The sequence below is a fragment of the Pasteurella bettyae CCUG 2042 genome (assembly GCF_000262245.1).
Taxonomy (GTDB): Bacteria; Pseudomonadota; Gammaproteobacteria; order Enterobacterales; family Pasteurellaceae; genus Basfia; species Basfia bettyae.
In genome coordinates this window covers 117,334-129,949 of sequence record NZ_AJSX01000007.1, presented here as the reverse complement: position 1 = coordinate 129,949, position 12,616 = coordinate 117,334, and the positions used below count along the sequence as shown (strand labels likewise).

At 35.4% G+C, this 12,616-nt stretch carries 12 protein-coding genes and 1 riboswitch; of the genes, 3 read left to right on the top strand and 9 right to left on the bottom strand.

Annotation, left to right across the window (positions count from 1 at the left end; translation table 11 throughout):
- Positions 1-151: 151 nt before the first annotated feature.
- The 5 genes from rluB to pepN all read right to left on the bottom strand — a co-directional run bounded on the left by rluB (position 152) and on the right by pepN (position 6,791).
- The gene (gene rluB, locus HMPREF1052_RS01830) at positions 152-1,075 is read right to left on the bottom strand and encodes a 23S rRNA pseudouridine(2605) synthase RluB (protein ID WP_040596181.1); all 924 of its coding nucleotides are present in this window, start codon (positions 1,073-1,075) and stop codon (positions 152-154) included.
- A 348-nt stretch (positions 1,076-1,423) separates the two neighbouring features.
- Positions 1,424-2,047: an L-threonylcarbamoyladenylate synthase gene (locus HMPREF1052_RS01825; protein ID WP_005758779.1), complete on the bottom strand. Its 624-nt coding sequence runs from the start codon at positions 2,045-2,047 to the stop codon at positions 1,424-1,426.
- Positions 2,048-2,197: 150 nt separating this feature from the next.
- The gene (gene rnm, locus HMPREF1052_RS01820; RefSeq protein ID WP_005758977.1) at positions 2,198-3,034 is read right to left on the bottom strand and encodes an RNase RNM; all 837 of its coding nucleotides are present in this window, start codon (positions 3,032-3,034) and stop codon (positions 2,198-2,200) included.
- Positions 3,035-3,088: 54 nt separating this feature from the next.
- Positions 3,089-4,111: a quinone-dependent dihydroorotate dehydrogenase gene (gene pyrD / locus HMPREF1052_RS01815; RefSeq protein WP_005759273.1), complete on the bottom strand. Its 1,023-nt coding sequence runs from the start codon at positions 4,109-4,111 to the stop codon at positions 3,089-3,091.
- Positions 4,112-4,181: 70 nt separating this feature from the next.
- Positions 4,182-6,791: an aminopeptidase N gene (gene pepN / locus HMPREF1052_RS01810; RefSeq protein ID WP_005758881.1), complete on the bottom strand. Its 2,610-nt coding sequence runs from the start codon at positions 6,789-6,791 to the stop codon at positions 4,182-4,184.
- A 217-nt stretch (positions 6,792-7,008) separates the two neighbouring features.
- Between pepN and purE the strand changes: the two genes are divergently transcribed.
- From purE to HMPREF1052_RS01795, 3 genes are all read left to right on the top strand, one after another.
- Complete coding sequence (gene purE / locus HMPREF1052_RS01805) at positions 7,009-7,506, top strand: 5-(carboxyamino)imidazole ribonucleotide mutase (protein ID WP_005759042.1); 498 nt, start codon at positions 7,009-7,011, stop codon at positions 7,504-7,506.
- Between the two features lie 26 nt (positions 7,507-7,532).
- A complete protein-coding gene (gene purK, locus HMPREF1052_RS01800) occupies positions 7,533-8,621 on the top strand; it encodes a 5-(carboxyamino)imidazole ribonucleotide synthase (protein ID WP_005759160.1) in 1,089 nt (362 codons plus the stop codon).
- A gap of 155 nt (positions 8,622-8,776) precedes the next feature.
- Positions 8,777-9,967 carry an amino acid aminotransferase gene (locus HMPREF1052_RS01795; RefSeq protein WP_040596180.1) on the top strand — a complete coding sequence of 397 codons (1,191 nt, stop codon included), beginning with the start codon at positions 8,777-8,779 and terminating at the stop codon, positions 9,965-9,967.
- 80 nt (positions 9,968-10,047) lie between these two features.
- Here the strand turns inward: HMPREF1052_RS01795 and moaE are convergent, their stop codons facing one another.
- The 4 genes from moaE to moaA form a co-directional block, all read right to left on the bottom strand.
- A complete protein-coding gene (gene moaE / locus HMPREF1052_RS01790; RefSeq protein WP_005759086.1) occupies positions 10,048-10,500 on the bottom strand; it encodes a molybdopterin synthase catalytic subunit MoaE in 453 nt (150 codons plus the stop codon).
- Between the two features lies 1 nt (position 10,501).
- Positions 10,502-10,747: a molybdopterin synthase sulfur carrier subunit gene (moaD, locus tag HMPREF1052_RS01785; protein WP_005758907.1), complete on the bottom strand. Its 246-nt coding sequence runs from the start codon at positions 10,745-10,747 to the stop codon at positions 10,502-10,504.
- Positions 10,741-11,238, bottom strand: a complete 498-nt coding sequence (moaC, locus tag HMPREF1052_RS01780) for a cyclic pyranopterin monophosphate synthase MoaC (RefSeq protein WP_005758993.1) — start codon at positions 11,236-11,238, stop codon at positions 10,741-10,743. The genes moaD and moaC overlap by 7 nt, the downstream gene beginning before the upstream one ends.
- A gap of 50 nt (positions 11,239-11,288) precedes the next feature.
- Complete coding sequence (gene moaA / locus HMPREF1052_RS01775; RefSeq protein WP_005759100.1) at positions 11,289-12,302, bottom strand: GTP 3',8-cyclase MoaA; 1,014 nt, start codon at positions 12,300-12,302, stop codon at positions 11,289-11,291.
- Positions 12,291-12,436: riboswitch (molybdenum cofactor riboswitch) on the bottom strand. It overlaps the preceding gene by 12 nt.
- Positions 12,437-12,616: the final 180 nt, after the last annotated feature.

The window sequence follows — 12,616 nt, the reverse complement described above, 5'->3', positions numbered from 1 at the left end:
GACATAATAGGCAAGCAAATTTTTACTTAAAAATTAATGTAATAGTAATTAACAAAGATAAAAAGATACAAAAGGAATCTGTATCTAAAATTTAGTATTTGAATTCTAGATACAGATCAAAGTGCAGTCTAATTTTTAAAAATTTTATAGGCTACTTTTTATAACGTTTAGTCATTTCTGAATAACGTTTTACTGCTTTACGAATTTGTCCTGTTTTTGCTCGACGTTTAGGGTTTGTTACATCGAGTTTAGTTTCTGTTTCAGCTGGTAATCCGACTAATTCACGAAGATAATTGACTTTTTCTAAGCTCATTTCTTCCCAACCGCCACGAGGTAAGCTTTTCATTAATTGGATATTACCATAACGAATACGGATTAAGCGGCTTACTTGTATGCCTTGACTTTCCCATAAACGACGGACTTCACGATTACGACCTTCCATTAAGGTTACATCAAACCATTGGTTTAATCCAACGCCACCCACAGCTTTAATTGTTTTGAAGTTTGCAGGTCCATCTTCTAATTGAACGCCTTTTCTTAAACGTTGGAGCATTGAGTCATCTACTTGACCAAATACTCGCACAGAATATTCACGTTCAACTTCTTGGCTTGGATGCATTAGACGATTGGCAAGTTCGCCATCTGTGGTAAATAGCAATAATCCAGATGTATTAATATCGAGACGTCCTACCGCAATCCAGCGAGAGCCAGTTAAACGAGGCAAACGGTCAAAAACAGTTGCGCGACCTTCAGGGTCATGGCGTGTACACAACTCGCCTTCTGGTTTGTAATACATTAATACACGACAAACTTCTTTTTGTGCTACAGTTAAATTAATTAAATGTCCATCAATACGAATTTTTAGACCTGGGTGAACCGTCACACGATCCCCTAAGGAGGCAATTTTACCATCAACGCTGACACGGCCTTCAGCAATAATAGTTTCTAGTTCTCGGCGAGAACCTTGCCCTGCACGAGCCAATACTTTTTGTAATTTTTCACCCTCTACTGTAGCTGTTCGTTCTACAGGTTGATCAGGTTTAGGTTTACGCATTGGTAAAGGCTTGCGTTCCATAGTCTTTCTTTCATTACGTCGTTCTGAATGAACATGACGACTAAAGTTATTCCCATTAGAATCTGTTCGGCGATTATCAGGAGATTCTTTTCTATCAAATGATGAACTACGACGATTATCATTTCTTTCATTTCTATTAAAAGAACGGCGTTCATCAGAGCGACCTTTACGTTCAAATGAAGGTTTTTCTCCTCTTTCTGAACGTTCACCACGCTCAAAGTGCGGTCTGTTTGCTAAATTTTTTTGCTGAGCGTTTTTATTGTGGAATTTTCCTGTTTGAAATTTCATAAGTTTCCTTGTCGCTTTCACAAGCGTCTTATTACTTGCAAATTTTGCCAGTAAGTTAAATTAATTAAATGGTTCGATTGAGCCACTTCCTTTACGCAATATAACAGGCGTATCTTCTGTTAAATCAACCACTGTTGTGGGTTCTTGTCCTAAATAGCCACCATGAATAATTAAATCAATGTGATGCTCTAATCTTTCCCTAATTTCTTCTGGGTCAGATTGTGCAATATGTTCTTCATTGGGCAACATAAGGGAACAAGATAAAATTGGTTCACCAAGAGCTTTTAATAAATCTAAGGCAATTTGATTATCTGGAACACGAATACCGATCGTTTTACGCTTGGATGTCATTAAGCGATGAGGTAATTCTTTTGTTGCTGTTAAAATAAAGGTATAACGACCTGGTGTATTATTTTTGATAAGACGATAAGCCGTATTACTGACATGAGCATAATTTGAAAGCTCTGATAAATCGCTACATACTAAAGTAAAATTATGACCTTCAGGTAAATGACGAATCTGCACAATTCTATCCATCGCATGTTTATCTCCAATCATACAACCCAATGCATAACCTGAATCCGTTGGATATACAATCACACCACCATTGCGTAAAATTTCAACGGCTTGATTAATTAATCGTACTTGTGGATTATCTGGATGAATATAAAAGAATTGGCTCATAATACTGCCCCACATCAAATAAAATACGGCTAATTATAACGCAATTTTAAGAGATGTTATAACATTTTGTACTAAGCGATTAGTTCTTGTTTAGTTATATAAAAATAACAAACCTTGCCAACACTAAATTACCCAAATTGCATACCAAAATTAATCAATATTTAATATAGACCAAACTGGCATGACATTTTCTGGTAACCATAGCGATTTTCCTAACTCTACCCAACTACAAGGAAAATGAAAGTCTGAACCCACAGATCCGAATAACTGATGCTCATTTGCCCACTTTGCTAATAATTGGCGTTGATCTGGTGTTTGCCCACAATTTGAAATTTCTATACCTTGTCCGCCCCAAGATTTAAAGTCAGCAATTAAGCGTTTAACCCAACGACTGGTCATTGTATAGCGTAATGGATGGGCAATAATTGATACTCCACCTGCTTGTTTAATCACATTAATTGCACTAGGAATATCCGTCCATTCTGATTTTACAAAACAAGATTTACCTTGCCCCAAATAACGTTTGAACGCTTGGCTTTCATTGGCAACTTTGCCAATTTGTACGAGATATCTGGCATAATGCGCTCGAGTAACTTCACCAGAGGCAAAAGTTTTTGCGCCTTCAAAAGCGTTAGGCACACCCACTTTCGCCAGTTTTTCACTAATAGTTAATGCTCGTTGATAACGTAACTCAGCCTGACGTGTCAAAAGTGCGGTCAATTCTGCAGAATTTTCATCAAATCCTAATCCGACGATATGAATACCTTTGTTTTCCCATGATGTAGAAATTTCTACCCCATTAATAAATTGCATACCCAACTTTTTAGCTTGAGCTCTAGCCTCTGATAAACCAGAAATCGTATCATGATCGGTAATTGCTAATACTTGAACTCCATGCTCATAGGCGCGTTGTACCACTTCACTTGGAGATAACACTCCATCAGAAGCCGTGCTATGACAATGCAAGTCATAAATTTTAGTTAACATTGTTTTCTCTTATAAATAAAAAAATGCGGTAAATTTTACCGCACTTTAACTACGCTATTTGATAGCTTCAACCAGCGTTCTAACTAAGGTGGGTCCGTGATAAATTAAACCTGAATAAACCTGTAATAATTCTGCACCAGCGGCAATTTTTTCTTTTGCATTTGGCACGCCATCAATACCACCACTACCAATAATAGGAATTTCACCCTTTAATTCTTGATATAAACGACGAATAATTTCAGTGCTCTTATTTTGCAATGGTTTACCACTTAATCCACCTATCTGTTCTGAATTTTCCATGCCAACAACCGTATCACGTGAAATTGTAGTATTTGTTGCAATCACACCATCCATTTTATGGCGACGTAATGTATCTGCAATTTGTACTAATTCTTCTTCCGTCTGATCAGGTGCAATTTTTACTGTAATTGGCACGTATTTATTATAAACATTAGCTAAATAAGCTTGGCGTTCTTTAATGGATTTCAATAAATCATCTAAAGCATCACCATATTGTAACTGACGCAATCCTGGTGTATTCGGAGATGAAATATTAATAGTAATATAATCTGCATAGTTATAGGCTTTATTTAAACAGAAAATATAATCATCTTTACCATGCTCAACAGGAGTCACTTTATTTTTACCAATATTGATGCCAATCACCCCATCGAATTTTGCTTTTTTCACATTTTCAATAAGATAATCTATACCGTAATTATTAAAACCATTGCGATTAATAATCCCTTCGGCTTCAATAATACGAAATTGACGTGGTTTTTCATTACCATCTTGTGGTAAGGGCGTTACAGTTCCGACTTCCACAAAACCGAAACCCATTGCACCAAATCCATCAATTGCATCACCATTTTTATCGGCACCCGCTGCCAAACCAATGGGATTTTTAAATTTAATGCCCATGACTGTTTTCTCACAACCTTGAGGACAAGCAAAAACGATGTGTATTAACTGATTAAGAAATGGATTATTAGCTAAATGAAGTGCTTTAATAGCTAAATCATGGGCATTTTCAGGCTCTAATGAAAAGATTCCCTTGCGAATTAACGGATATAACATATTTTCATCTCACTGGATTATTTTAATACAAAATAAAAAGTGCGGTGAATTTTACCGCACTTTTATTAAATTATTGAAGCGCTTTTTCTATTTTTTCAAACAAATCTTTAGATAGATTTTCGACTTCATTCAAACGCTCTAATGCACGTTTCATTAAGGTTTGGCGTTGGCTATCATAGCGAGCAAAACGAATTAATGGTTCAATTAAACGTGCTGCAACCTGAGGATTACTTTCATTTAATCTAATCAAAATATCCGTCAAGAAACGATAACCAGAGCCATTATTAGCATGGAATGCTCTAACATTTTGATTGACAAAACTACTTACCAATGCACGTAAGCGATTCGGATTATTAAAGTTAAAACTTGGATGTTCCATTAATTGTTGCACTAACAATAGGACATTTTCATCTGGACGAGTAGCTTGCAAGTTAAACCATTTATCCATCACTAAACCATCATGTTGCCATTTTTCCTCAAAATCTTTCATGATGTTATCACGGCAAGTCAGTTGTGCTTTTGTGGCAGCATTTAAGGCTGATAAAGTATCCGTCATATTATTAGCATATGTATAATGTTTATGGACTAATGTATTACCATAATCCGTAAAGGCTAAATATTGTAAGCAAAGATTCCGCATGCCACGTAATGCAATATCTTGCATATTAATACGATATTCATCTAAATGAATTTCATGGTAAGTTTTTAACCATAACTCCTGTAAACCTTCTGCAATTGAACGTTGCATAAAATCACATACCACGGCAATACCTTCAGGATCAATGATTTTAAATAGCTCAGCAAATTCTGTTTCTTTTGGTAATGTTAGAATTAATGTAGTTAATTCAATGTTGCTTTGATAATTTTCTAAAACTTGCTTTAATGCATTGAGAAGTTCTGGTGAGAATGTCAATTCCATATTTTGTTGATAGGCAGTTAAGTTACGTCGTAACTCTTGTGCAAATAACATTTGCATTGCATCCCAACGAACAAATTCATTATGAGCAAATTTTAATAATGTAATTAATTGTTCTCTGCTGTAATCATAATCTAATTTTACAGGAGCAGAAAAATCACATAATAAAGCAGGTACTGGTTTGCTAGTGACGCCATGGAACTCAAACACTTGATCTTTAAGCACCACATCTAAAACATCACTCACGGCTTGCCCACCATTTAATAAAGTAAATGGCATACCTTTGATATCATATAAGGCAATTTTCAATGGAATATGTAAATTTGCTTTATCCATTTGATCTGCGGTTTGTGGTGTCATTTGTGACACAAATAATTTATAAATATGTTTTTTGTCGTCATAGCTATCAGTGATCGTTAATTCAGGAGTGCCTGATTGACTATACCAACGACTGAATAATTTCAAATCAACGCCAGATGCATCTTGCATTGCTTGCACAAAATCATCACAAGTTGCTGCTTTACCATCATTACGTTCAATATACAATTTCATGCCCTGTTGGAAACGTTTCTCACCTAATAACGTATGAATCATGCGAATCACTTCCGCACCTTTTTCATATACGGTCATAGTATAGAAGTTATTCATTTCTAATACTTTTTCAGGACGAATTGGGTGAGACATTGGACTCGCATCTTCTGCAAATTGTGCAGTACGTAATAACTTCACATTTTTAATGCGATTGATTGCACGAGAACCGACATCCGATGAAAACTCTTGATCACGGAAAACCGTTAAGCCTTCTTTTAAACTTAACTGGAACCAGTCACGACAAGTTACACGATTACCTGTCCAGTTATGGAAATATTCATGCCCAATCACCGATTCAATAGCTAAATAATCAGCATCTGTCGCTGTTTCTGGATTGGCTAAAACATATTTACTATTAAAGACGTTTAGACCTTTATTTTCCATTGCTCCCATGTTGAAGAAATCCACAGCAACAATCATATAAATATCGAGGTCATATTCTAGATCGAAACGTTCTTCATCCCATTTCATTGCAGTTTTGAGGCTTTGCATTGCCCAAGTGGCACGATTAAGATTTCCTCTGTCAACATAGAGCTCAAGTTTTACATTACGACCACTTTTAGTTATGAAATGATCTTCTAATAAATCAAAATCACCTGCCACTAAAGCAAATAAATAACTTGGTTTCGGGAATGGATCTTGCCACTCTACCCAATAACGCTTATCGTCTAAATCACTACTCGCAATACGATTACCATTTGAAAGTAGGAATGGGTATTTCGTTTTATCTGCCGTAATTTTTGTGGTGTAACGAGCCAATACATCAGGGCGGTCTAACATATATGTGATTTGACGAAAGCCTTCCGCTTCACATTGTGTACAAATGCCATCTCCAGATTGATATAACCCTTGTAGAGAGGTGTTTTCTGCTGGCACTAAATTGGTCACAATTTCTAATTCAAATTGATCTGGATTAGTATTAGATAAATCGAGGGTTAAGCTTTCACTATCTTGTTTATAAGATGTAAAATCTTCACCATTTAATTTGATTGATACGAATTGAAAACTATGACCATCTAAACACAATGTTGTTGATTCAGCATTTAAACGTGTAAATTGAGTTTTTGCAGTAACAACTGTCTTATATGGGTCAAGTTGGAAATCAAGATAAATATCTGTAACAGTAAAGTCCGGATTTTTATAGTCTTTTCTATATTTTGCTTTAGCATGCATAAAGTAATCCATTTATTGGGGGCTAAAAATCAATATGTAGGATATGATTTTCTAGGCAAACTTGCAAAGTTTTTTTCAGTTTTTTTCAGTTTTTCAAGTTATATTATAGCATAATAATGAATTTAAAAGTTGCTCTAAAAAGCTATCGCAATCGTTTGCTTGCTATGCTATTCTAATCAAGTTTATACTTATCATTTTTAATGGATAACAAATTATTATGTCAAATATAAAACCTCAAATTGCTATTGTCATGGGCTCGAAAAGTGACTGGGCGACTATGCAAGAAGCAACTGCTGTTCTTGACCAACTAAATGTAACATATCATGTTGAAATTGTTTCCGCTCATCGTACGCCTGATAAATTATTTAGTTTTGCAGAAAGTGCGGTTGAAAACGGATATAAAGTTATTATTGCTGGAGCGGGAGGCGCTGCACATTTACCAGGTATGATTGCAGCCAAAACACTAGTGCCTGTATTAGGTGTTCCTGTAAAAAGCTCAATGTTAAGTGGTGTTGATAGCCTTTACTCTATCGTGCAAATGCCTAAAGGAATTCCAGTGGGTACTTTAGCTATTGGACCTGCTGGAGCTGCCAATGCGGGGCTACTTGCGGCACAAATCCTTGGTTGCTGGGATACTGAATTATCAGCACGTTTACAAAAATTCAGAACTGAACAAACTCAGTCCGTATTAGAAAATCCAGATCCAAGAGTTTAACAAGTCCTAAATATAAGAGATTTAATATGCAAAAAAGTGCGCTCTACCCTACAGTTTATGTATTAGGTAATGGTCAATTAGGTCGTATGCTTCGCTATGCTGGAGCCCCACTAGATATTAATGTAGAACCTTTAGCGTTTAATGCTCCAGTATTTGATTTACCCTCAGATGCTATTATTACGGCAGAAATTGAACGTTGGGAAGAAACACCATTAACAACTATGCTTGCTCAGCATGATAAATTTATCAATCGAGATGTATTTGGAAAAACTGCGGATCGTTTGACACAAAAATCTTTATTAGATGAATTAAATTTGCCTACTTCACCTTGGTGTGTAGTAGAAAATCCTAATCAATGGCCTGAAATTTTCACTAATATAGGTGAAAAAGTTGTCGTTAAACGCCGTATGGGCGGATATGATGGTCGTGGTCAATGGATTGTAACAAAGGATAATAAAGAGCTAATTAGTGAAGATTTATTCGGTGAAGTGATTGCAGAGAAATTTATTCCCTTCGATTATGAAATTTCTTTAGTTGGCGCTAGATTTAGAAATGGTGAAACACGTTTTTATCCAGTCACACATAATCTACAACAAAATGGTATTTTGCGTTATAGCGTAACTGATATAAGTTTTCCACAACAAACACAGCAACAAAAACAAGCAGAAAGCATGCTTAGTAAAATTATGGAGAATTTGAATTATGTTGGTGTGATGGCAATGGAATGTTTTGTGATAGGTGAAAAATTATTAATTAATGAACTGGCTCCACGTGTTCATAATAGTGGTCACTGGTCACAACTAGGCTGTTCTATAAGCCAATTTGAATTACATTTAAGAGCATTATTAGATTTACCAACTCCTACCTTAACTCCTTTTGCACCGAGTGTTATGATTAATTTAATCGGTACGGCACATCATCCTCAATGGTTAAATACTCCTTTTAGTCAAATTCATTGGTATGGTAAAGAAGTTCGCGCTGGTCGTAAAGTTGGTCATATTAATATTGCACATCCTGATAAAGCACAGATTATTGAACAACTTAAAAAATTACGTTATGAATTACCAGAGGATTATCATTCTGGTTTAGACTGGGTGGCTGAAAAATTAAAATAAATCATTTTTTAACCGCACTTTTTGTGATTCATCTAAATAATAGTAGAAATCATAAAATTTTTTTAAATCAAAGGTTGCAAATTGTAGTTGTTGCAGTATAAAAATAACATGCAATTTCAAACACAACATTCAGAACAGAAGGAAATTTTATTATGATGTTTAAAAATATTACTGCTGCCCCCAATGATCCTATTTTAGGTTTAGCTGATTCATATAAAAAAGATCCACGTAGTCCAAAGGTAAATTTGGGTATTGGTGTTTACATGGATGGTAATGGTGTAACACCTATTATGAGTGCTGTAAAAAAAGCAGAAACACGATTATTAGAAGCTGAAACCACTAAAAATTATTTAGCTATTCATGGTATTCCAGAATATGGTACCTATGTACGAGAATTACTACTAGGTAAAGACTCTAAAATAATTAAAGAAAATCGTGCAATTACAGCTCAAACTCTTGGTGGTACAGGTGCATTACGTGTGGCAGCGGAATTTATACGTCGTCAAACAAAAGCACAAAACGTATGGATTAGTAAACCAACCTGGCCAAATCATCATGCAATTTTCAATGCGGCAGGTGTGACCATTCAAGAATATCGTTGGTATAACCCAGAAACAAAAGGCTTAGATTGGGATAATTTAATTGCGGATCTAGAAGCGGCAAATCCTGGGGATGTGGTATTGCTTCATGGTTGTTGTCATAATCCTACAGGTATTGACCCAACACCTGAACAATGGAAAACACTAGCTGAATTATCAGTAAAAAATGGCTGGTTACCACTATTCGATTTTGCATATCAAGGTTTGGCTAATGGTTTAGATGAAGATGCAACAGGTTTACGTATTTTTGCTGAAACCCATCGTGAATTACTGATTGCCAGTTCGTTCTCTAAAAATTTTGGATTATATAACGAACGAGTGGGTGCTTTAACGATTATTGCAGATGATGCAGAAACGGCCAATAAAGTGTTAACTCAAGTGAAATCTATTATTCGTACAATTTATTCTAATCCACCATCACATGGCGCTAAAGCTGTTGCAACGGTATTGGCTGATCCAACTTTACGTCAAGAATGGGATAATGAATTAACTGAAATGCGTGAACGCATTAAAACGATGCGTGAACAATTAGTCTCCTTATTAAAAGAATTTGGTGCACAAGAAGATTTTAGTTATATCATTGATCAAAAAGGAATGTTTTCATTTAGTGGGTTAACCGCAGAACAAGTTGATCGTTTAAAAGAAGAATTTGCAATTTATGCTGTTCGTTCTGGACGAATCAACGTTGCAGGAATTACAGAACATAACATTCGCTATTTAGCAGAAAGCATTGTGAAAGTGCTTTAATAGCTAGGATAGTGCAATAGAAACAAAAAGTGCGGTAAAAATACCGCACTTTTTTTACATTTATCATATAAAAACAGCATCTACCATTTTTCTAATGCTTCTTTATCTGAATGTCTTGCCTCAATCCAACGTTCACCTTTATCTGTCTGTTCTTTTTTCCAAAAAGGTGCTTTAGATTTTAAATAATCCATAATAAATTCATTAGCATGATAAGCATCACCACGATGTGCAGAACTCACGCCAACCAAAACAATTTCATCCCCCGTATGCAATAAGCCAACACGATGAATCACTGAAACACGTTGAAGCTGCCAACGCTGTATTGCCTCATCGACAATTTCTCTCAATGCTTTTTCTGTCATTACAGGATAATGTTCTAGATAAAGACTTGATACTTCATCACCTAAATTTAAATCACGTACTTTACCTACAAAAACGACGGCTGCACCTACAGAATTAGGCTCAGATAACCAACGATATTCTGCATTTTGATCAAATTCAGCTTCATGAACAGCAATTTTTACATCAGTCATTTTAACCACCTGTTACAGGCGGAAAAAATGCAATTTCATCGCCTGCTTTAATCGCAGAATCTAATGGAGATAAGGTTTGATTAATGGCAACTAATAATTTATCGGCCTCTAAAGCAAGGGGCCATTTTCCCCCTTGATTGGCTAAGTGTACACGTAATGCTTCAGCAGTTGGAAATTCTGCTGAAATATTTAATTCATCAACACCAACTAATTCTCTAGTCTGAGCAAAAAATAATACTCTTAACATACTTCTATCTCTACTTTATTAGCAATGAAATGCCCAGATTTACCACCACTCTTTTCTAATAATCTAAGATTAGAAATGAGCATATCCTTTTGTACTGCTTTACACATATCATAAATAGTTAAAGCAGCCACACTTGCAGCGGTTAAAGCTTCCATTTCTACTCCCGTTTTGCCCGTTAATTTACATAGGCTTTCGATACGGACTTGATTTGTTTCTGGCAAAGCTTGTAATGAAACTTCCACCTTAGAAAGTAACAAAGGATGACATAAAGGAATAAGCTCCCATGTGCGTTTTGCAGCTTGAATACCAGCAATGCGAGCTGTAGCAAAAACATCGCCTTTATGATGTTGACCTGAAATAATCATCTCTAAAGTTTTAGGTGACATTGTCACATAAACCTCTGCTCTTGCTTCTCGAACAGTTTCTTGTTTAGCAGAAACGTCCACCATATTGGCTTCGCCATTACTATTGATATGGGTAAATGTTGTCATAAGATTTTTTATTTAAATTACTCTAAGTGCGGTAAAAATTTAAAAAATTTTTAACCACCAATTGTCGCTAAATTTGTACGAATACCTGCATTTCCTTCGTGTAGGAAATGATGTTCTCGCTTGCTTTGTAAAGCGGCATATAAGCGTGATTGTAGAATCACTTGCTGCTCATCTGAAGATAATAAATCTCTCAATTCAATACCTTCCTCACCAAACAAACATAAGTGAAGCTTACCTTTTGCAGAAACTCTTAACCGATTACAACTCGCACAGAAATTCTTTTCATAAGGCATGATCAGACCAATCTCTCCAATATAATCAGGATGGCTAAAAACTTTTGCTGGCCCATCTGAACGTTCTTTTTGTTGCAATTGCCAACCATCTCTAATTAGTTTATCTGCTAACACTTGGCCCGATAAATGATATTTATCAAAGAAACTATCCATTTCACCCGTTTGCATTAATTCAATAAAACGCATTTGAATTGGTTTATCTTTTACCCAAGCAACAAATTGAGAAAATTCTTTATCATTTAAATCACGCATTAATACCGAATTGACTTTTACTTTTGAATAACCAATTTCAAACGCACGATCAATACCTTGCATCACTTCATGAAATTTATTTTCGCCCGTGATACTATGAAACATCCTTGGATCAAGGCTATCCACACTCACGTTAATTGAAGTAATACCTGCTTTTTGCCAATCATCTACTTCTTTAGCCATGCGATAACCATTGGTGGTTAACGCTACTTTTTTAATATTCTCTATTTGGCTAATAGTTTCAGCTATGGCTAAAAAATCTTTACATAAAGTAGGTTCTCCACCTGTAATACGAACTTTTTCAGTTCCCATTGCAGCAAAAGCAGTGGTGATGCGACGAATTTCATCAACAGTCAAGAAACTTTCTCTATGAGCTGGAGGATGATAGCCATTAGGCAAACAGTAAGTACAACGGAAATTGCAAACGTCTGTTATCGACAATCGCAAATAATAGTATTCACGTTGGAATGCATCGACTAAGCGCTCGCTTCCAACATTTTTGATAGGAATCGTGTTCATTTAATACCTTTACTAAAAATGAGAGGATAAATCGTTTCCAATCTTATCCCTGAGCAACATGAACTGCTGTTGCTGGCATTGCTACCCTATTTTCTAAAAAATGTAGGTAAACAAGCTCGGTATAATCAAAATTTGAATCATTTTAAAAGACTCATAAGATGAGTACAAGTGTAATACATTAAGATACTTTGATCTAGATATAAAAAACAAAAAATTGTTTAAAATCAATTATATAATATAGTATATAGCGAGTATGCGAATTTTAAACTTATTCATATGACAAATGTAAAACAAAAGAATTATTTATTATAATA

Coding starts and splice junctions, on each gene's coding strand:
- rluB (WP_040596181.1), bottom strand. CDS start 1,075: ATGGAACGCAAGCCTTTACCAATGCGTAAACCTAAACCTGATCAACCT.
- HMPREF1052_RS01825 (WP_005758779.1), bottom strand. CDS start 2,047: ATGAGCCAATTCTTTTATATTCATCCAGATAATCCACAAGTACGATTA.
- rnm (WP_005758977.1), bottom strand. CDS start 3,034: ATGTTAACTAAAATTTATGACTTGCATTGTCATAGCACGGCTTCTGAT.
- pyrD (WP_005759273.1), bottom strand. CDS start 4,111: ATGTTATATCCGTTAATTCGCAAGGGAATCTTTTCATTAGAGCCTGAA.
- pepN (WP_005758881.1), bottom strand. CDS start 6,791: ATGCATGCTAAAGCAAAATATAGAAAAGACTATAAAAATCCGGACTTT.
- purE (WP_005759042.1), top strand. CDS start 7,009: ATGTCAAATATAAAACCTCAAATTGCTATTGTCATGGGCTCGAAAAGT.
- purK (WP_005759160.1), top strand. CDS start 7,533: ATGCAAAAAAGTGCGCTCTACCCTACAGTTTATGTATTAGGTAATGGT.
- HMPREF1052_RS01795 (WP_040596180.1), top strand. CDS start 8,777: ATGTTTAAAAATATTACTGCTGCCCCCAATGATCCTATTTTAGGTTTA.
- moaE (WP_005759086.1), bottom strand. CDS start 10,500: ATGACTGATGTAAAAATTGCTGTTCATGAAGCTGAATTTGATCAAAAT.
- moaD (WP_005758907.1), bottom strand. CDS start 10,747: ATGTTAAGAGTATTATTTTTTGCTCAGACTAGAGAATTAGTTGGTGTT.
- moaC (WP_005758993.1), bottom strand. CDS start 11,238: ATGACAACATTTACCCATATCAATAGTAATGGCGAAGCCAATATGGTG.
- moaA (WP_005759100.1), bottom strand. CDS start 12,302: ATGAACACGATTCCTATCAAAAATGTTGGAAGCGAGCGCTTAGTCGAT.